The following is a 20,342-nucleotide window of genomic DNA, read 5'->3' as shown; positions in this document are numbered from 1 at the left end:
CATGTAAACATTATACAAACAGCCGTTTTCGTTTGTCATACATTTTCCCATCGAACCGATAGACTACCAATTTGCTTTTTTTAGCTCCACTAAAATCATATCAGCAGATTTTCTTTCGAAAAAAGCTTGGATCCTTCTAAGCCATAAATTGGTGATGAGAGCTATTGTCAATCCAAAAAAATCTCACACCCCCCACTTCGATTCATTAGTTCTATAATATTTCTACCTATACCCGATAAGGTATAATTACTCTTCCTATTGCTTTTTTATACCCGATAAGGTATAATTACTTTAAATAAAGCAATATCATACCCGATCAGGTATACTATGAGTTACACAACAGAACTTATCGACTTTGTAAAAAACAGGCGTGATCAATTGGGCCTCACCCAGCAGGAGCTTGCCGAACGGGCAGGTGTAGGTATTCGATTTGTCCGGGACCTGGAACAGGGAAAAGAGAGCCTTCGGCTTGACAAGGTGAATCAGGTGCTTGTCCTTTTTGGTCATAAAATGGGACCCATAAAAATAGAGGACCGCGATGAGCTATAGAAAAGCGGACATCTATGTTCATGAAACAAAAGCCGGAGTTCTTGAAGAGACCGAGACCGGTTATCGTTTTCAGTATGAATCGGAGTACCTCTCTCAAAAAGATGCCGACGCGGTTAGCTTAACTCTCCCAATCCGAAAAGATCCGTATGAGTCACAGGTTCTATTTCCATTCTTTGATGGATTGATACCGGAAGGATGGCTGCTGGATGTGGTTGAAGATACCTGGAAGGTAAACCCTAAAGACCGTATGGGGATCCTGCTTGTAAGCTGCCGGGATACCATTGGCAATGTAAGCGTGAGGGAAGCATGAGTAAGTGCCTGATCTGTGCCAACCGCGTACCTAATGGAAAGCAGTATCACCCCAAGTGCCTGCAGAAACTTTTTGACAGCAGAGAGAAACCCGTTTTGGAGGTTAACCTTGATCAGTTAAACGAACTGGCGAAAAAATCTGTCCATCAGCGTGTAACCGTACCCGGTGTTCAAACCAAGCTGTCGCTGGAAGAAGATCGTAAAACGGACTCTGCTGATAAACTAACGATTGTAGGTTTGTGGGGCAGATACATTTTGAAACCCCCATCAAGCAAATGGCCGGAACTGCCCGCCAATGAACACTGCACCATGATGCTGGCTGAAGCTGCCGGAATCGAAACCGTACCCTATGGATTGATCCATCTTGGCTCAGGAGAGCTGGCCTATATCACAAAACGGATTGACCGTGATGATAAAGGGAATAAGTTTGCCATGGAGGATATGTGTCAGCTTACCGGCCGGCTGACGGAAGACAAATACAAGGGATCACATGAGCAGATTGCCAAAACCGTTAAACAGTTTTCAGCAAACCCTCTCTTTGATCTCACCCGATTTTACGAGCTGGTGCTATTTTCATACCTGACAGGTAACGGAGATATGCACCTAAAGAACTTCTCGCTGTTTAACGATCCTGCAGTTGGCTGGAAATTAGCCCCGGGGTATGACCTCCTAAATACCCGATTGGTTATACCGAAAGAGAAAGATCCGGAAGAGCTGGCACTCACGCTTACGGGCAAGAAACGTAATTTTAACCCCGATTCATTTCATGATTTCGGCCTGTCAATCGGTTTGAATCCCAAGCAGATTCAAAATATTAATCAAAACTTTTTGGGTAAGCACGATATCTTCAATCAAACCATTGAGAAGTCATTTTTGTCAGATGGCATGAAGGAGTTATATCACCTGATCCTTGCGAAAAGATGTGACATTCTTGTTTAAAATTCTTGAAGATCTTTTAGAATTTATCTGGCAGAATAGATTCCTATTGGTTGATTGGTCAGTTGTTTTGTTGAAATGTTGAAATATAGATTTGCAGTTAGGTTGGTCTATTGATTGATAAAGCATTGACCGCATACAGAAACCAATAATTTAGCAGTTTGTTATACAAACGCCAGCTTTTCTTTTGCCAGGCTTTTTTTGCCAACGAACCGGTAAGCCAGCAAAGTTCAATGAAGACAGGCCATTTATCATCATTGTTGTAGAAATGTTTATACGAACCGGATTTTCTCACCGGTTGATTGATAGAATGTTTGACGTTCAGACTGCCATTTTCAGAATTGTATAGAGCGGAATCACTCACAATACGATCTTCCTTACACGCCGTAACATCATTATCGTAAATCGTTTGACAATTGGGCAATATCATCTCCCGGCCTATCAGTGTTTCATCAACAGAATCATTCTAATCCGATCTCTTATCAACGAATTTATTTAACAAATTACCTGCCAGCTGCTGTATATGCTTTCCAAAAAGTTGGTTATTTCATAAGAGAGTAATTTTTATTGAAATTTCATTATTATCAATAAAAACTAAATCCCTCAGAAGGATGGTCATACCTCTTTCCATTTGATCGTGCGACAAGAAAAGTACCATAACCAATGCTACCTACCGACAACAGAAATCTTATTAGAATAACTCCTAAGTGGTCACTTATCGAAAGATTGTAAGCCAATACATATGGAGGTACAATATTAGTGATTGAACTTATCCCAAAAATAATCACTGACCATCCAATTATTTTTTTTAAAATCGAGGGATTGGGAGTTGGCTTAGCAGATTGTTTTGTAAATAGGGTTATTAGCAATCCAAAAATCGGTGTTAGAGTTATGGAAAAAAAGAGAGATCTATGAAACCCAATTTGTCTTTTTCTTCCTAAATAATCAGCAATAATAAGTCCGATCACAGCAAGAATTAAATAAAAGAGAAGTGTGTTGAGAAGTGACATTATTCTTTTAATTAATTGAAAAATGTAATTTTACGCGACTATTAGAAACATTCTTAGATAGCTTGTTTACCAATTTTTTATCGGATTCTATTGTCTCTATAAATCTAAATTGTCCTCAATAGATGAATTTTTGGCTAAATAATTTTATAAACTAATCTGCTCATGAGCCAGTTTGTGCATTCCAGATCTTGAGGGAAGAGGTGGTTGTATTTTTTACATGATAACTAAAACATTCCACGCTTGGCCGAATACCCTGAGGAGCGAACACCTCAGGGTTATATACGTGCTGCACTTATTTATTGAACTCAGATGGTTTAGAAATGATAGGCTAAACCAATGAAAAATCTACCCGTGGTAGCAGCTTCGTCAACATCAAAAGATTGAGATCCCATTTTTACTTCTGAAATACCAACCCACCCATGCGTATAGTTAATGTCGAAGGCTAGTTTTTCGCTTAAGAAAATTAAAGCTCCTGCTCCAAGACCAAATCCAGCTCCATTTATTTCGACATCATCATCCTGAGCAGACATGCCTAATACTGATGCTCGTACAAAAGGTCTGAATCTGTCCTCTGTTGTTCGGAAGGTCCCCTGTACACCTATATCAAAATGCCCTAAAGCATAATTGTCTCCATTATCTGAATCTATACTTGCTCCATCAATAGATGCAAACAATCCGAAATTTGTATTGAAGTTATATCCGAGTTTAATACCTAAACCAGCACCCGATTCTGCGTCGATATCTAAGTCATCTATAGTCCATGCTGCTCCAAGTACAGAACCGTTAATGAAAAATCCTTCATTATCATAAGTCGGTGAATTGATACCTTGCGCATGCAATAGACTAGCGGAAAGAAGTAGTGCGATAGTTAGTAATAGACTTCTCATATTTTTTTATTTATTTATAGTTGAGATTATAAGATGAATTTAGATACCCGATACTTCATCCCGAATTCTACCAAATAGCTGTCCATCTATTCGTTATTGCTATTTGAATGGGAATAGGTGTTAAGCCCCTTATCGGTTTAAGCACATAATGATTAAGCACTTTTTTTAGAAGTTTTTTAATACTCACCTGAATCGATTTAAAGCCGCATAATTGAATTACATAAGAATAGAAAGTCACCATTGTAAATCAGGGCGAAACACTTACCATTTTATATAAAACCACACTATAATGTGATTTTCTGCCATTTATAAGAGCTGAGTTCCAAAAATTTATCTTATATCACATTATAATGTGGATATCGTTATATTCCTCTCTCAATCGGTATGAATTATGTCTAAAATCACATTATAATGTTGGTTTCTGAGATTGGTAAACAGATAAAAGAGCGAAGGGACACGCTGGGGATTACGCAACCCGATCTTGCTGAGATGTCGGGAATCAGTGTGAATACACTTTACAAAATTGAAACCGGTCAGGCCAACCCAACCTTAAAGGTGTTAAATAAAATAGCCGATATCCTGGGAATGGAGTTAACCCTGACCGTTAAGAAGCCTGAGCTGTAAGTATGAAGTCAGCCAATGTTTATAGAAATGGTGAACGTGTTGGAGTTCTTATCCGGTATGAAAGAAATTCGTATGAGTTCGAATACGATGATCAATGGTTCAACAATCCGGAGAAACCGGCTGTCAGTTTAACCATGCCCAAAACCAAGAAAACCTATAAGGCCGATCATCTGTTCCCATTTTTCTATAATCTTTTATCGGAAGGGGTGAACCGGAAACTTCAGTCGAGGCAATTGAAAATTGATGAGAAGAATTACTTTGATTTACTCTTGGCAACGGCTCAAACAGATACTATAGGCGCAATCACATTGAAATCAAAGAATAAATAGAGTTGAGTTTACCCAATATTAAATATTGCCCCGGAACTCTGGCAGAAGGATTTGATACATACAGCCCCACCTGTTTAAAACGGGTGTTTAACCGTAAGAAAGTCAGTCACATTCTTCCTTATGATCCGCCGGATGTGAGTGAAGAGGATGCCGAAAAGTTTCAGCAGAACCGAAAGCGGCTTTCTATCTCCGGTGTACAGGAGAAGGTGTCTTTATTGCTTGAAAAAAACACGCTTCGTCTAACGGAAGAGGGTGAGCAGGGAACATACATTCTGAAACCCATTCCAAGAGATTTGCGGAAAGTGGACCAGGTACCTGCCAATGAACATCTGACGATGCAGATAGCCAGGCAGGTATTTGATATTCACACCGCAGAAAATGCCCTGATCTTTTTTAAGAACGGCGATCCCGCCTACATTACAAAACGGTTTGATGTGGCCGGGGATGGAAAAAAGATTGGTAAAGAAGATTTTGCTACGCTTGCAGGGAAAACAGCTGAGACGGCCGGGCCGAATTTCAAATATGAATACAGCTACGAGGAGATGGCAGAGCTCGTTCAGAAATATATCCCGGCAGCCATGGTGGAACTGGAAAAGCTTTTTTCCCTGATTCTGTTTAACTACCTGATCTGCAACGGGGATGCTCATCTGAAAAACTATGGGGTAATTGAAACGAAACAGGGAGATTATATACTGAGCCCTGCATACGATTTGATCAATACCAGCCTGCACGTAGATGACACTGCGATGGCATTGGATGAAGGTCTTTTTAAGGACGACTTCACCACAGAAAGTTTTGAAGCCAATGCGTTCTATGCATTCGATGACTTCTATGAGTTCGGCTTGAAAATCGGATTGGTAGAATCTCGAATGGTAAAGATTCTAAATCATTTCAGGTCACATCAGGAAAATGTTCGATCTTTAACAAATCGCAGTTTTCTTAATGAGGAGATGAAGAGAGCCTACATGGATTCCTACCTGAATAAACTAAAGGCGCTAAATTACTCTATGGAAGGGAGGATTTGAGTAAAATTTAAAAAAGATTTAGAACTTTAAGGCTACTCTGTTAAGTACAGTTTGGTGTATATATTTTGGGAATGACGACATTCAATCGAAAAAATTATCATATCATATTATGAAAGGTAAATACGACTCTGACATCACTTTGGATGAATTAAAAGTCCAAATTCGAAAGTCATCTGGAAATCCTAACGTAGGTAAGACATTTCAGACAGAATTAAAGAGTGGACCACGAGCATATAAAATCGCCACCTTTTTTGAGATTTTAGATCCAAAAAATGGTAAAGTCCACCATCATTCTTTGAAAGTTGAAACATATAACGAATCAAAAAAACATTGGAAAAGAAAACCTGAGCACAGTATCACTCTGTCATCTGAAAAAGAAAATGAAATAGGTGCACTGGCTGATTTCCTTAATACTTACCGATTCAATTTGCACAAATTATCTGCAGGTGATTATAGAGTTTTATCTGAGGATAGACTACAAAAAATATCAGAAGTACAAACACTTTTAAAAGAGGTAGGTTCTAAGCAAAAATTAAAGATTGTCAGTCAATTACTGGGAGAATTAGAAGGGAATGAGATCCCATTGGATGATTTTGAAAAACTTTTTAGAATCGGTGGCAGAGATACTATAAAAAAGGTGGCCATTGCTTCAAGATTAGTGGAGTACAGAAAAACACTTCATGGATTTGAAAAGATGCTTGATGAAAAAGATTTAAATGAAACGGATTATCAAAAATTTTTAACTGAAAACCCATGGTTATTCGGTAGTGAGTATAGTGAGCTTTTGGATCGGAGGAAATGGACCCGTGATGAGAGTCTGGATTTTATGCTTAGGAGAACAGTTGACAATCATCTTGAGCTAATAGAAATAAAGAAACCGATTTTCAAGAATTTGTTCAATCATGATAGTTCACATAATTCATACTATGCTTGTTCTGAACTTTCTCAAGTTGTTGGCCAAGTCATGAAATATATCGAGCAGATAGGAGATAAAAGGGAATCAATATTGGCAAAAGATCAAGAAGATGTATTAAAGATTAAGTCAAAGATTATTATTGGGAGAACCGGCAGTACTGAACAACAGATTGCTCTTAAAAATTTTAATTCGCATCTTTATAATATTGAGATTCTGACCTTTGATCAGCTTTTAAATATTGGAAAAAGAACTCTGGGTATCTTTGAGAGCAAGAGGGATTAATTACTCTATTTAAAATCATCTCTAATCACAATGTCTGGATCAAAATCATCTCGTTTAAAAGGCGCAAACCAAACACCAGCATCGCGCAGTTTCATTAGCTTGTAAGTAAAATATTAATGTTAATATATCAACTCCCGCTAATAACTTCGAAAAATCGAAAGCTCAGCTTTTTACTAAAAATTCTTCATTGCCGATAGTGATTTCAAAAGTACCGGTATCGAAGTGGTCGGATATTATACTACCTTTTTTAAACATAGCTTTCCCCATAAATTGGCGATGGCAACTCCGGATATGCCCTAAAAATGTGTAAATAGACTTCTTCCGTTTTTTCTTTAACATCGTTCTCAGAATAATACTCTGGTGGTAATCCCGTATTATCACTGTAAAGAAAATCATGGATGGTTTTTCTCACATCATCTCTGGTTGGTTCTTTATCCCGCCAGTGATCTATTTTAAGCTTTTCTTCCTTAAGAGTGCCCAATAAAGAAACAGCCACTTCTTTTATCTTTTTAATTTCCTTCTTCGAAAGATCCGGCTTTCGAATCAAATCAAAAATAGCCAGCGTTTCTTCATCCAGGTTTTCTTTAATGCTCCGACTTTCTTCTTCCGTTAACTCTTTGGTCAGCTTCATCAGCTGATTGAAGGTTTCTTCGATAGTTGCCCGGTCTTTCTCTCTATTATACTCTTCAACAATCTCTTCGTACCGCTGTTGGAAATCTGTCCTTAGTGGATTTTGAAGAAGCATTTTCTCCAACCGATCTTCAATCGTGTGTTTTAGCTCCTGAACGGTTGTTTTCTTCCTGGGACTTTTTTCAAATTCTTTTCGAAGCAAATTGAAATCTATTTTACTGATATCAATAATGCGATCTTTCTCACGTATTTCATTAGGATTCGTTTCAATCGACTCATCTATTACTTTGTGAAGTTCTCGAATTATTTCAGATATATCTGCTTTTTCGACATCTCTTTGCAGTGATTTGTAAATTACATTAATGGCATCCCGGTCTTTTCGGTAATCATGAACGCCATCAACTGTTAAGCAGGCTTTAAATTTCTTAAAAACCTCCCGAGCCATGACTTCAAACTGCTTTCGAGTTCGATCATTCTCATTAATCACCTCTTTACACTCTGTGATAGCACCATTCTTTTCAAAGCCCGACTTTTCTATCACATCTGAATAAGGAGCATTCTTTTCTATCAGGTATTCAGTTGTTAATTTGATCACTTCTTTGAGTTCTCCCAGTAACTCCACACTCGGCTTGGATGGTTCGGGATTTTCTTCTCCATCTTTCTCACCGATGGCAAAGGTAGAAAGAGCTTTTCTTAAATTTTTCACGATACCACAGTAATCAACAATCCATCCATTATTCTTGCCCTCATTTACACGGTTAGCTCTCGCAATGGCCTGCATCAAAGTATGGGCTTTGAGCGGTTTATCGAGATATAGAGTTGATAAACTAGGAACGTCAAAGCCCGTTAGCCACATGGCACAGACAAAGGAAATTCGGAAAGGATGTTCTTCAGCCTTAAAAGCTTCATCCAAGCTGATGGTTTTCTTACCAAGATATTTTAGCTGATTTTGCATTCGTTCCGGAACGCTCAATCCTTCTTTTATCAATCGGCGGTGAGGTTTAATATCCAGCCCCCATTTTCTAAATTTATCAACTTCCCCCTGCTCCTCACTTACTACCACAGCTGCAATGGTTTCTTCCATCCAGTAAATCTTTTTGGATAGTTCATTCTTTTCCTCGGAATGAGGCATCTTTTCCAATATCGATTTAAGCTCTTCTATCTTCGCTTTCCAGTATTTTTCTATCAGGCCATGCATTTTCACACATGTAAGCTTATCGATGCAAACGAACATAGCTTTACCTAATTCCCAATTCGTAGAGTAATGCTCTACAAAATCCTGAGCAATGTCATCCAAGCGAGGCTCTGCAGTGATGATGTGATAATCCCTTGTCATCTCTTGCTGAAGTCGCTGTTCAACATCAATACCTTTGATTTCAATTTCTTCCAATTTTTCGGCAATCCGCTCATTGATGTCTCCAATGGCTACTCCCAGCTTTTCACCTCTGGCATCATAATACAGGGGAACCGTAGCTCCGTCTTCAACTGCACGCTGGAAATCGTACACCGATACATAATCTCCAAAAACCTGTTTGGTAATTTCATCATCTTTGAAAAGTGGAGTACCTGTAAATCCAATGTAGTTTGCTTCCGGTAATGCTCTCCTCAAATTCAAAGCAAAAGTTCCGTATTGGGTACGGTGAGCCTCATCGGTGACTACAATTACATCTTTTCGGTCGGTATAAGAAGCTCCGGCTTCAATCTCTTTATTAAATTTATGAATGAGAGAGAACACGTATGGCTTGTGTTCAGCCATAATCCTAGATAAATGATCCCCAGATGCAGCTCTGTTTAATTCCTTTTCTTTTACGGCTCCGCACCCTGTAAATGTTTTAAAGATCTGGTCGTCTAAATCTTCGCGATCTGTTAATATTACAAAAGTGAAGTTCCCGCCAATCTTACGGTGAATCTTCCGGGTAAACATCACCATGGAGTAACTTTTTCCTGAGCCTTGGGTATGCCAAAATACTCCTAACTTTCCATCTTGCTCTTCGCGATTTTTGACAGATTCTATAGCACGGTTTACCCCCAAATACTGATGGTTTCGGGCCACTATTTTCTTGATATCTCCGCCCGACTCATCATACAGCACAAAATTCTCAAATAAATCTATGAAGTAGGCTTTGCAGCACACCCCTTTCAGCATGGTTTCTAATTCTACCTTGCCCTCGTCTTCTTCGTTAAGTCGTTTCCAGTCGTTGAAGTGCTCGAAGGGACTGGTGAGCGTTCCCAGTTTTCCCTGATCCCCGTTTGCAAATACGATGATAGCGTTGTGATGAAAAAGGTGAGGAACGGTGTCTTTATAATCGGAGAAATTCTTTTCGTAAGCAGTTTTAAGGTTGTGATGAATGTTTTTGCATTCCATGAAAAGCAACGGAATTCCATTCACGAAACCTAAGATATCCGGGCGACGGTTATATAAATCTCCGTGAACCCACATTTCCCGGACACATAAGAAATGGTTCTCTTCAGGATTGTTGAAATCAAAAACTTTCAGGCGTGGTTTTTGCCGTTCACCCTTTTCATCGCGGTAGATTATTTCTACACCATTTCGGAACAGCTCGTACTTTTCTTTATTGATGGCAACCAGTGACTGTGTTGGGGCGGTTGTGGTAATTTTCTTTACCGCCTGATCATATACATCTTCGGGAAGACCGGGATTGAAGTTAACCAATGCCTCTCGCAGGTAGCGTTTTAAGATCACTTCATTTTTAGAAGACCTGCCCAATAAACTCTGCGGACCAAAATCTTCTTTATTATAAGCCCACACCGATTCCCAGTTAAGGGCTTCTTCCAAGTAGTCCGCTACGGTTTTTTGTACTAACTGGTCTTCGGTATAGCTCATATTCTCAGCCCGTATCTATCTTCACGACGTTGAAATGCTTCTTTGCCACCCTCTAACGCCAAAAGACTTGATCGGCTACCCACATCTTCAATTGTAATATCCTCGCTATGAGTTACTTTTGATACATCATCAATTCTTAGGCAGTGTATTAAATCTGCATCTCCATTTACTACAAAGTTGGCATTGTGAGTCGCAAATATGATCTGACGTTCTAATTTTTTCTCTTTTATCAAATCAACCAGATATTCAGCAATTAATTTACTGTCAAGGTGTGCTTCCGGTTCATCAATAATGATTGGTGTGTTACCCAGTAAAAGTAGAATAACGAGTGTTGCGGTACACCTTTGCCCGAAAGAGTTATTCTCTAGTGGTCGTTCATCATAATAAATATTGAAACGACCATACTTTTTAAGTCTTAATAACTCGTATTCTATGAAACCTCTTAGCATTTCAAAGTTTAGGGAGTTATTGAAATAATCTTTCATTGCAGTAGAAGTTACTGTTCCATCGTCTGCAATTACTCTTAATAAATCATCCTTATTAGCAATTTCCTTTAAATTAACCCCTTCGAGCCTGGAGGCTATATGGTCTTCTCTAATTTTGCCTTCAGAAAATTCTTTAATCTTTTCGATAATAAATTTATTTGCCTCATTTACAAAATGACTTTCATCAAAATTGAACTCAATTTTAATCGGTTTTACCTGGTCATTTTGGACATTTAATTTTTCATTAATTGGCTCCAAAACCTGATTTATATTTACATTGAAAGTACCTACTAGGTCTCGTTTATATGGTTCATTCAAAGTAAATCTTTCCAATCTAGCTAAAGATTGACTAACCTCTCTTAACTCAGACTCCAGACTTGCGATCCTTTCATTAGCTCCACTAATGTCTTTTAAATTTTCCAAGGTGTGGCCCTTTGAGCCAAGGAACTTCTCGATTGCTAGTTTTTTCTCAGCAATTTTTTCAATAAGACCATCAATTTTAGCCTCACCCTTGGCTAATAATTCATTACTTTCAGCTGAATCTTTTGAGGATTGTACTCCTTCCAAATACTCAGTGAAAACTAAATCGAACTCATTATAATCATCCGGTTCTTTCTCGATTTCAGTAACACTCGCCAAGGCCTCTTTTATCTTGTCATTAAAAATATTGAACCTTTTCTTACTACTCTCAAGAGATTGTTTAAGAGTAGTCAACTCTTTCAAGTCATCATTTAATTTTACATACTCTTCGTCAGTAAAGGACTCTACAATACTTTTTTGGGTAGATAACTGAGACTCAATTTTCTTCTTTTGTTCTATTAAATCAGATTTTCTCTTTAAATTATTTCGATGAGTAGTGTAAGTATCTTGAAGTTCATGGGCCTCAAATTCAATCTCTGCCAATTTACTTTCATCATCCAACTTAAATATGCGTTGGTATATTGCTTCTGTAAATGATTTATAGTCTACTGCAAACTTCTCAATCTCGTTCTGTTCAAGAAATTCTACTTTTTCAGGTGTAGTTACTCCGTCAATATCAACACATTCCTGAATGTTTACCGAATCAGGGATCAGCTCTTTTTGCTTGAAATAATTGCTTTTCCCAGGTTTAATTTTTTCAGCAATTAGATTAAGCAAAGTACTTTTACCTGAACCTCTTCCTCCAATTATTGCGGTAAAATATGGGGAAAAATAGAATTTATGACTACCTCTAAAACAAAAGGTATCAGTTGCTGATTTAGATTTTAATTCAGTCTCAGGTGGAAAATCAAAACTTACCTTTTCGATTTGATTTACTGGGGCTACTGGTTTGTTTTCAGAAATTCGAATTCGAGTATCAAACTCAATAATTGACTGTTTTAAACCTTCAAATGTTGGATCACACTTAATCCATGTGTAAGTATGTCCAAGCTTATTTGATTCTGTTGAATCTAAATTATTATGTGCATCACTGGCATGTATTAACCTTGGGTTTACTTGGTTATCAATTAAATACTGTTTAGATCTGTTATACGATTCAATATCTGGTGAAGCGGTAAATACAAAATCACATTTATCAATTAGTGATTTCTTCTCTGCACCTGACCCCTCCCATCTAATGTCCTTCCATTCAACAAGGCCGACAGCTGTGAGAGCCTTACCCTTGAAATCACTTTTGCTAAGTGCTGTTTTTATAGATTTAAGAGTAATATTTAAATTGTCGTGACCAACTTTTAAATCACTTCCGTTTGGAGGTAAAACACCATCAGGTACTCTATTTTTGATTTCTCTTCCCAACTCTTCAACTGCATCACGAGTAGGGCTCTTATCCCATTCGTAATCGCCTATTTGATACCCCGTTGACTCCAAATTATTTAAAAATTGAGGTTCTATAGAAGAGTCAACTTCATTGGAAAAAACGACATGATAATTTGCTCTGCTTAAACTTCCTCCTGAATTTCCAAATTTATCTAACCGTAATTCAACTACTGGGAGCAATAATTTAATATTTGGCAAATTACCGGCTTCCCATTCCTCCTTCACTCTCCAATATCCATCTAAGAACAAGTAATCATTGATTCCAAGTACTTCTACTTCCTCCGGTAATTTTCTTAAGTCATCAAAATACTTATCCCAGCCTTGATCACCACCGTAATTTTGTTCAATTGATATCGGAGTATGGACGTGTAGATCCCATTTTCTCCAACTTGAACCCCGCTTATTAAATTCTTGATTTCTCATACTGGTATATCTCCATTCATTAGTTTTGACAATAACAAATCTCGAGCCCTCGTTAATTTTTGATTATGTTGTCTTAACAAGCCAATTTGTTTAAGAACGTCAATGGCTTGAGCTTCGAATAGCTTTCTCAAGGAAACAGTGGGTAGTAGAAACTCTTTTTCTTTCAGGAATTTAAAATGTCTTGCATAGAAGTAATTAGATAGATCAACTGCCATCAACAAGAAGTACAAATATTGATCTGAGAACAAATTGCCTTTAACTCTCAATAATTGTGTACCATCAGCACCAGGAGCAAAAGTGAAATCAACGTACTTCAAAGTTCTCGAGTGATCTCCAAAAACGACCAATGGTAAATCACTTCTTGGAATAGCAGCATTATTATCGTTTAAATAGCCTCCTATAAATTCTTGCCCTTGATCGATACACGGAATTTCACCCTTATCTAGATAATCTCCCTTTTTAACCTTCTTAGGTTTTCTAACTTTCATAATGACATCTTTGATCTTCTTTTTCTCCCACCCCTCCGGCACACCATCTACAATCTTTGCATGCTCGTGGCCGGGAAAACGAAGCTGAACAAACCACTCTTTATATAAAAGCTGTGCCGATTTTTCCAACAAATCAATCCGCCGTTTGTTGTTTTGGATGAGTTCGTCGTAAGTAGAGAGGACGGAAACAATTTCATTCTGTTCTTGAAGTGAAGGTAAGTTTAATTTAAAAGACCTTAACAAGCCCAAATTAATATGTGGTACTCCCGAACTAATGGTGAGATTTTCAATCTCTTTAACGGCCTTTTTACTGGTGAAATAATAATAGATAAATGAAGGATTCGCCAAATCTTCATCTACAGTCATCTTCATTTGGCTTTGAGAAATAACATAATTTTGATACTGAGAAGTTTCAGGAATAATAGCGACCTGTCCTAATGTGCCTCTTTGAGTAAAAAGAAGGTCTCCTTTATTAGCTACATTACTAAAAAGATCTTCATGAAATTTGCTTTCCGTAACATAAACGAACTCACTCTCATCTAAATACTTGCCTCCATTTAAATTACTCCCTCTGATTACAGGAATCCCATCATCTACATAATCCTTTGTAGTCAATTTAGAACCAAATGGGCCTCCTTTTATTCCTTTTTCTTTGGGTGTTGCTAGCTCCGCTAATTTTACTTTTTTCCAACTCAAACCCCTAACTCCTCAAAGTTCTTTTGAATGGTGGTTGCTAATTCTGTGGACTCTTTATTTAGATCTGCCAACTCCACGTGAATTTCACGCATGGCTTCCTCAAAATCGAAGTCTTCGTCTTCTTCCTCCGGAGCCACACCTACATATCTCCCCGGTGTAAGACTCCAGTCTTTTTCTTCAATTTCTTTCCGGTCCACCAGCTTTACCAAGCCTTCCACATCCACCAGCTTTCCATCAGGGAAGCGGGAAATGAGCCAATCGCCCTGCTACCAGAAATACCGCACTTGCTTGAGTTGATTAACCAATACTTTTCGGCTGTCATCGGCATTTCTTCGGGCACTGTTTACTTCCCGTGAATTCCAGTCATCCGATTTACTTGATTCCTCCAGTTCACTGCAAGCACCCATCACTCTGCGCAACAGTTTATAGACCAAATCTGCCTGTTTAACTAACCCACGGCTTTGCTCAGCCAGCTCTTTTTGCCCTTCAATATAAGCGACCAATTCATCGTTATTTTTACTCAATCCTGCGTAAGCTTTATGTCCCTTTTTCAGCTCTTCCTTGAAGCTTACTAGATCTTTCATGAAAGCCTTTTTGGCCTCCTCATATTCTTTCACCAATTCATCAGGATACACTTTTTCATCCAGCGAGTTCAGGAATGGGTCAATTTTACCAAAGCCCTCTTCAAGCGAATTCATAAAATCAGCTACCGGTTCCAATTCATCGTTCTCTTCAGTCTTTAAATTGAAAGAAGTATCTGCTTCATCTAACAAAGCCTCACAGTATTCATCCAGTAAATCCAGATATCGCTCTTCTTCTCCACGATACAGCCACACAATAGCCAATAGGTTCTTCTCCTGCTCGGGACTAAAATCATTCACACTTCGTGAAACTTTACGATATACACTTCGGGCATCAATCATTAAGACCTTATCCAGCATGTCTTCCGGTTTGGCCTTGTTGAAGAACCAAAGTTCACACGGCACCGTACGGGTATAAAAGAAATTGGATCGTATGGAAACCATGATATCCACGTGACCGGTTTCAATCATTTTCTGTCGGACTTTTGCCTGATCATTACTGGCACTGGACGCTTGAGAAGACATCACAAAACCAGCTTTACCCTGATCATTTAAATAGGAATAAAAGTAACTCATCCATACGTAGTTACCGTTACTCACTTTTTTATTCTTATTTACACCCGGCAGACCAAATGGAAGGCGAGGGTCCGTTTCCACTTTTTTGGCATCAATCTCATCCACATTAAAAGGCGGATTCGCCATTACATAATCCGCTTTCCCCAATAACTCCTGTGGATCTTCATAGTATGTAATTGCTTTTCGGATATCCCCAGTCAAGCCATGCACGGTCAAATTCATTTTAGCTAACTGAATAGTAGTCCCGTTTTTCTCTAATCCGCGAAAAGTAAGTTTTTCGGTAGGATTTTGTCCGTGTTCCTCAACCAATCGTGCACTTTGCACAAACATACCACCGGAACCGCAAGCCGGATCTAAAACAGTTCCACCTTTCGGGTCTAAAACATGCGCAATGAAGGATACCAGAGAAATTGGAGTGAAGAATTCGCCGCCATCGTGCGCTTTTTGATCTGCAAATTGTGTCAGGAAGTATTCATAAATCCTCCCAAAAACATCCCCGGAAACTTTTTTCAGTTCATCCGGATTCAGTTTTTTCAGAAGATCACCCATAGTCTCATTGTCCAGCTCCTGATATTCCTGCTTTGGAAGAATACCTTTAAGGCTTTCATAATCCTCTTCAATGGATTCCATTGCCTCAATGACTGCCTTCACTCGGTCAGCCTCATCCGGCAGATTAATCAGATAATCAAACTGGGCTTTCTCCCGAAGAAAAATGGCGGATTTGGTAGAAAAGTCTTCCTTTCGTAATTCTCTTTTAACCCCACCACGACTAGGCAATGTTGGCTCAATTTCTTCCTTCACTTTCAGAAACCGACTATAAGCATGACGGAGAAAGATGAGACCCATCACAGGGATAAAGTATTCGTTAGAAGCGTATCCCGAATTTGCCCTTAAATTATCTGCTGCTTCCCAAAGCCGTTTTTCAATAGCTTCAATGTGTTCAAGTTGTGGCATTAATTAGTTTTTAGATGATACTTTATAGAAGAAAATTTTTCCCTTCAATGAATATTTGGGTGAATTTAATTGAAAAAATTCAGTAACACGAAACCAGATGGTTTTTTATGTATCCTAAAAATTTCAAATCAGTCGCCAGTGACGAATTTGATAGTAATGTAAGCGCCAACTTACTTCATAGTAATCTGAAATGATTTTTCCCGATGATTCTGCCATTTAATATAGCAGATCTGCATCAAATTGAAAGGGTATAAACCATCACTAAAATGGTTCATAATTATTATAATCCAGCAAATTGATCATTTAATTTTTCCAGTAGTGTTTCGGCAATCTTTTTGAGCTCTTCAACGATGGGATTATCATCTCCATTAATGTCCAACTCCCGAGCGATACCATATGGCATACGCACTTCTACAGCAAAACCTATTGAAACATAGAAATAGCTTCGTTGAGATTCTTCAATTCTACTGTTGAACTTTGATGCTGTTTTCCAATCATGCTCAGAATCATTCACCTCTTCCAAAATCTGATCGAATTTATCCCAGCTGGCTTTATTTTTAATCCAACCTTTTTGTTTGTCCCGTTTCCATTTTCCGGTAAACCTATCAAAGAACTCTTTGGTGTGGGTTTTGGGATTTGTCTTGTCTTTTGTATTTACCCAACATAGACCTTGCATGTGTGAAAACTTCAAATAAGGTTGTATCCTAAACTTATACTTTTTATTGAAGATATAGGGTGGCCATTCAAACGTTTTCCCCTTTTTGTAAATTGAATATCCCTGAGTTTTTGTATCTCCGGGCCACACTTTGAGGGATATAAATTTTTCACTCGTTACTTTATCAATACTTGGTTCAATATTGATTTCATCGACCCAATTGTAGTCATGAACAGGAATATTTGCTCTATTGAAAACAAGCTCATCATCTACATTGCTCTTTTTGTTCCAGATATTGAGAATCTCCTGTTTGATCAAATTTAGCCGCACTTCAAGCAGTTCTTTTTCCTTAGGGCTCTCTTCAATGTTATCTGGGAAAGAAATTTCTCTGAATGGGATATTAGCAAACCATGATGGAAATTGTCGTTTGATAAAATCGTAGTAATCACTTGTGAAAATGCTCCTATGACTTACTTCATTCTCAAACTTCAATGTATGTCGAATAAGATCCATTAACACCCCCCATGAAAATGTTCCAACATCTTCTACATTCACATTTTCATCATTTGCTTTTGAAACCACATCAATCTGGTTTTGAAGCTGTTTCCTGCAATCTTCCGCTGTACGTTTAACTTCAATCAGTATTAATTGATCTCCAATTTGTATAGAGAGATCCGTGATAGGGCTATCAACTCCTTTTGGGGAAATTTCGGTTTCAAAGTCTAACTCTTGTGTAGTGAGCGGCACTCCAAAAACAGTCTGTATTCCTTCAAAAGTACCAGCTCTTTGTTGAACATTAATGATAAGGTTCGTTTTTTCACCCTCCGTTTTGAAAAGATCGTCATAGTAACCCTTCATAATTGTTCTCAAAAAACGGTCCAGTAAAATGGGATCATTTTTTAAACAAATTGCCAGTCCTCTTGTCAGATTATCTTCCAAAAACTGGTTTCCCTTTTCTCCATAGAAATGAAAGAGGTTTAGATGGTTATTTTTCTGTTCTTCTCTGCTCATAACTTAATTATTTGTCTGTTTACAAGTGCTTCAACTTCATACCTCTCCAACGGAAATACCCTTAAAAAAACCGAATTTCCATCCCAAATGACAAATGTGTATCCCTCAAATGATCCTATCCCGGCAATACATTTCTGCAGTTCAGGTTTGTTGCATATTCAGTCATGGTCCATTCCAGTACCCGTTTATCCCCAAAGCGTTTGTAGCTGTACGTTTCGGTTTTCTGAACCGGTGTGATCCTGAATGTATGATTTCTCTGGTATGTTAGTTTTTAAAAATCTACCAAGTATCTCTTCCGCCGTTTCAAGATTCATAAACTGGTCTTTGGAATATTCTTGATATTCGCTCAGCAGTACAGGGATCAGCTTTTTTTTGTAAATGGGGTTTACTTTAACTGGGCAGTACCAGAGAAACGGGTCATAATTTTTTTAAGTAATCTCACGGAATATCTTCAGCAGTCCAGTACTTCTTGTCGTGGCTTGATCCGATTGCATATTATGTTTTTGATTGCTTGGTTATGGCGTAAAAATCAAGGCTACCACCTACAGCCCCAATTTCAAGTACTTTTAGTACTTTCATGCGTAGATCTTATTTGCTTCCGTTAAAGCCGATTCCATTCCCTGTTAGCTTATAAGAATTGACGAAACTTTCGTTGCTAATCTCCGCAACAGTCATCTTTCTGTCAATAGTAATTCCGGAACCTATATTATCGGCGAGCTTTTGTGCTTGTTCAATACTTAATTCTTTAAACACCTGAATTCCCCTCAGCCTCCCTTTCCGAAGAAGAGCCGGATCGATGTCCTGGATGTCTGTATTAAAGGTGCAGATAATATTGAGGTTCAGGAAATCGGAGGGGAAACCGTCTGTCAAGTTCAGCAGGTTGGAAACTGCATCAGAATTGTCCGCTTCACGTGTCATCAATACCGTTTCTGCATCTTCAATGATTATGATTGAGTCGGAATGATCCATAAGCAATGAAATCAGGTTCGGATTACCCAGCTCACCCGCAATGGACGGCGGGATAAAGAGAGCCTGCTTATCCGTTTGGGTAAGAATCTCTTTCAGAAATGACGTCTTTCCTGTTCCAGGCTTTCCATGGATGAGATATAAACCACTTTTCGTTTCGTCTTTGAAGGATTGCAGCATCTCCTGCTTTAAAGCGCCAATCTCCTCGCCAAGGAAAGGAGTAATCTCAAGCTCGTATGGTCGATACTCAACGAACTTTACATTCAGCGTTCCGCAACTCGCCTGAATGAGGCCAACACGGTTTTTCGGTTTATCTTTTCGTTTATTAAACATTGTGATCAATTCATCGACAAGCTGATCGTCGGAATTGTAATCATATATCATCTTGACTCGTTGGGTGGTATCTGTACAGAAAATGGTTACACCGCCTTTAAGATGAATGCCGTAGTGATTATGGGACTGGCCCAGGTGATTCACTTCACTCCATGTAAAGTGATGTTCCGGAAGCCATTGATAGTTGGTCTCTATCTTGTTTCGTATCTTTTTCCACGTTTCCTTTTTATCAACAAGGAACTCCTTTAAACTGGGCATTCGGCCCCTCACAAAAATGTGGAACTTGATTCCCATTTCGTAGTTTTTGCCAGTGATACTCATCAGTTCCAGGCGCGTTGAGGAGTTCACCCCCAAATTATCGTTTGCCAACATCGTCTCTTTTTTTAATGATCATTTCATTTCAAGAAAGAAACTGCAAATGAGTGTCAGCATGATGTCACCCACCAAATAGATACTTCATTATGATAGATTTTTAATCAAAGTCCTTGCTCCAGCGATTTTATTACGGTTTTTTTATAAAGCACTGTATGCTTCTCAAGCTGAAAAGGGCAATTTTGTCAACCGATTTTTGAAAGCCGATTATATTTCTCATGAAAAGCATAAGTATTTTAAATGAACTTCCATCTATATCTGGCAGTATCTCATCTATAATATGATTCGGAAATGCCTTAAAATATAAAACTATCTCTTTTTCAGACATTTTCGATCTATTTTAAGCGAAAGATTCTCTCGATCACTTTTCGCTCAAAGTATTTACGGCGGCTACCACCAAACTGTATGGAGGGAATAAAGCGAGGATTCTGATCGTCTACGTTTGACCGGTTAAGAATGGTGCGGTGATTTAAACCGGTCAGATCTTCTACTTCTTTAGCTGTTATATATCTCTTCTCGTTGATTCGGTGCTTGTTCGAATTGAGAAGTAGATCTAATTTTGTTTCTATTCGGTCCAATGTTTCGTTACTCATATTACTGGGATTAATTAGTGATTTTGTTTCACTAACAAGCTACATCGGATAGGCAATTTGATTCAACACG

General features: G+C 38.4%; 15 protein-coding genes and 1 pseudogene. 7 read left to right on the top strand and 9 right to left on the bottom strand.

Annotated elements, in window-relative coordinates:
- Positions 1–327: 327 nt before the first annotated feature.
- The 3 genes from DYD21_RS16860 to DYD21_RS16850 are packed head-to-tail and all read left to right on the top strand — an operon-like array spanning position 328 to position 1,797.
- Entirely contained in the window at positions 328–549 is a 222-nt protein-coding gene (locus DYD21_RS16860) for a helix-turn-helix transcriptional regulator (RefSeq protein ID WP_116038175.1), read from the top strand.
- Positions 539–859, top strand: coding sequence for a HipA N-terminal domain-containing protein (locus tag DYD21_RS16855; protein WP_116038174.1), 321 nt, complete (start codon positions 539–541; stop codon positions 857–859). The genes DYD21_RS16860 and DYD21_RS16855 overlap by 11 nt, the downstream gene beginning before the upstream one ends.
- A complete protein-coding gene (locus DYD21_RS16850) occupies positions 856–1,797 on the top strand; it encodes a HipA domain-containing protein (RefSeq protein WP_116038173.1) in 942 nt (313 codons plus the stop codon). Before DYD21_RS16855 ends, DYD21_RS16850 begins: the two co-directional genes overlap by 4 nt.
- Before the next feature lie 581 nt (positions 1,798–2,378).
- On the opposite strand, the gene DYD21_RS16840 is transcribed toward DYD21_RS16850, so the two are convergent.
- Positions 2,379–2,804 carry a hypothetical protein gene (locus tag DYD21_RS16840; RefSeq protein ID WP_116038171.1) on the bottom strand — a complete coding sequence of 142 codons (426 nt, stop codon included), beginning with the start codon at positions 2,802–2,804 and terminating at the stop codon, positions 2,379–2,381.
- Between the two features lie 314 nt (positions 2,805–3,118).
- Entirely contained in the window at positions 3,119–3,691 is a 573-nt protein-coding gene (locus DYD21_RS16835; protein WP_116038170.1) for an outer membrane beta-barrel protein, read from the bottom strand.
- Positions 3,692–4,102: 411 nt separating this feature from the next.
- Between DYD21_RS16835 and DYD21_RS16830 the strand changes: the two genes are divergently transcribed.
- From DYD21_RS16830 to DYD21_RS16815, 4 genes are all read left to right on the top strand, one after another.
- Positions 4,103–4,315, top strand: a complete 213-nt coding sequence (locus DYD21_RS16830; protein ID WP_116037675.1) for a helix-turn-helix domain-containing protein — start codon at positions 4,103–4,105, stop codon at positions 4,313–4,315.
- A gap of 2 nt (positions 4,316–4,317) precedes the next feature.
- A complete protein-coding gene (locus DYD21_RS16825) occupies positions 4,318–4,644 on the top strand; it encodes a HipA N-terminal domain-containing protein (RefSeq protein ID WP_116038169.1) in 327 nt (108 codons plus the stop codon).
- A 2-nt stretch (positions 4,645–4,646) separates the two neighbouring features.
- The gene (locus DYD21_RS16820) at positions 4,647–5,669 is read left to right on the top strand and encodes a type II toxin-antitoxin system HipA family toxin (protein ID WP_116038168.1); all 1,023 of its coding nucleotides are present in this window, start codon (positions 4,647–4,649) and stop codon (positions 5,667–5,669) included.
- 109 nt (positions 5,670–5,778) lie between these two features.
- Positions 5,779–6,867, top strand: a complete 1,089-nt coding sequence (locus DYD21_RS16815; RefSeq protein WP_116038167.1) for a Shedu anti-phage system protein SduA domain-containing protein — start codon at positions 5,779–5,781, stop codon at positions 6,865–6,867.
- Positions 6,868–7,114: 247 nt separating this feature from the next.
- Here DYD21_RS16815 and DYD21_RS16810 read toward each other — a convergent pair whose 3' ends face one another.
- The 7 genes and pseudogenes from DYD21_RS16810 to DYD21_RS16775 form a co-directional block, all read right to left on the bottom strand.
- A complete protein-coding gene (locus tag DYD21_RS16810; protein WP_116038166.1) occupies positions 7,115–10,342 on the bottom strand; it encodes a type I restriction endonuclease subunit R in 3,228 nt (1,075 codons plus the stop codon).
- Positions 10,339–13,047: a TrlF family AAA-like ATPase gene (locus tag DYD21_RS16805; protein ID WP_116038165.1), complete on the bottom strand. Its 2,709-nt coding sequence runs from the start codon at positions 13,045–13,047 to the stop codon at positions 10,339–10,341. The genes DYD21_RS16810 and DYD21_RS16805 overlap by 4 nt, the downstream gene beginning before the upstream one ends.
- Complete coding sequence (locus DYD21_RS16800) at positions 13,044–14,231, bottom strand: restriction endonuclease subunit S (RefSeq protein WP_116038164.1); 1,188 nt, start codon at positions 14,229–14,231, stop codon at positions 13,044–13,046. Before DYD21_RS16800 ends, DYD21_RS16805 begins: the two co-directional genes overlap by 4 nt.
- Positions 14,228–16,342, bottom strand: a pseudogene (locus DYD21_RS16795) (N-6 DNA methylase). Before DYD21_RS16795 ends, DYD21_RS16800 begins: the two are co-directional and overlap by 4 nt.
- A gap of 280 nt (positions 16,343–16,622) precedes the next feature.
- Positions 16,623–18,008, bottom strand: coding sequence for a hypothetical protein (locus DYD21_RS16790; protein ID WP_116038163.1), 1,386 nt, complete (start codon positions 18,006–18,008; stop codon positions 16,623–16,625).
- Positions 18,009–18,596: 588 nt separating this feature from the next.
- On the bottom strand, positions 18,597–19,676 hold the full coding sequence (locus DYD21_RS16785; protein ID WP_158607338.1) for an AAA family ATPase: 1,080 nt from the start codon (positions 19,674–19,676) through the stop codon (positions 18,597–18,599).
- Positions 19,677–20,014: 338 nt separating this feature from the next.
- Positions 20,015–20,272 carry a hypothetical protein gene (locus DYD21_RS16775; protein WP_116038160.1) on the bottom strand — a complete coding sequence of 86 codons (258 nt, stop codon included), beginning with the start codon at positions 20,270–20,272 and terminating at the stop codon, positions 20,015–20,017.
- Positions 20,273–20,342: the final 70 nt, after the last annotated feature.

The sequence above is a fragment of the Rhodohalobacter sp. SW132 genome (genome assembly GCF_003390325.1).
Taxonomy (GTDB): domain Bacteria; phylum Bacteroidota; class Rhodothermia; order Balneolales; family Balneolaceae; genus SW132.
This window is presented reverse-complemented; position numbering and strand designations above follow the sequence as displayed.

Bases quoted from the DNA above. Each gene is read 5' to 3' on its own strand.
- DYD21_RS16860 (WP_116038175.1), top strand. From the start codon at position 328: ATGAGTTACACAACAGAACTTATCGACTTTGTAAAAAACAGGCGTGAT.
- DYD21_RS16855 (WP_116038174.1), top strand. From the start codon at position 539: ATGAGCTATAGAAAAGCGGACATCTATGTTCATGAAACAAAAGCCGGA.
- DYD21_RS16850 (WP_116038173.1), top strand. From the start codon at position 856: ATGAGTAAGTGCCTGATCTGTGCCAACCGCGTACCTAATGGAAAGCAG.
- DYD21_RS16840 (WP_116038171.1), bottom strand. From the start codon at position 2,804: ATGTCACTTCTCAACACACTTCTCTTTTATTTAATTCTTGCTGTGATC.
- DYD21_RS16835 (WP_116038170.1), bottom strand. From the start codon at position 3,691: ATGAGAAGTCTATTACTAACTATCGCACTACTTCTTTCCGCTAGTCTA.
- DYD21_RS16830 (WP_116037675.1), top strand. From the start codon at position 4,103: ATGTTGGTTTCTGAGATTGGTAAACAGATAAAAGAGCGAAGGGACACG.
- DYD21_RS16825 (WP_116038169.1), top strand. From the start codon at position 4,318: ATGAAGTCAGCCAATGTTTATAGAAATGGTGAACGTGTTGGAGTTCTT.
- DYD21_RS16815 (WP_116038167.1), top strand. From the start codon at position 5,779: ATGAAAGGTAAATACGACTCTGACATCACTTTGGATGAATTAAAAGTC.
- DYD21_RS16810 (WP_116038166.1), bottom strand. From the start codon at position 10,342: ATGAGCTATACCGAAGACCAGTTAGTACAAAAAACCGTAGCGGACTAC.
- DYD21_RS16805 (WP_116038165.1), bottom strand. From the start codon at position 13,047: ATGAGAAATCAAGAATTTAATAAGCGGGGTTCAAGTTGGAGAAAATGG.
- DYD21_RS16790 (WP_116038163.1), bottom strand. From the start codon at position 18,008: ATGAGCAGAGAAGAACAGAAAAATAACCATCTAAACCTCTTTCATTTC.
- DYD21_RS16775 (WP_116038160.1), bottom strand. From the start codon at position 20,272: ATGAGTAACGAAACATTGGACCGAATAGAAACAAAATTAGATCTACTT.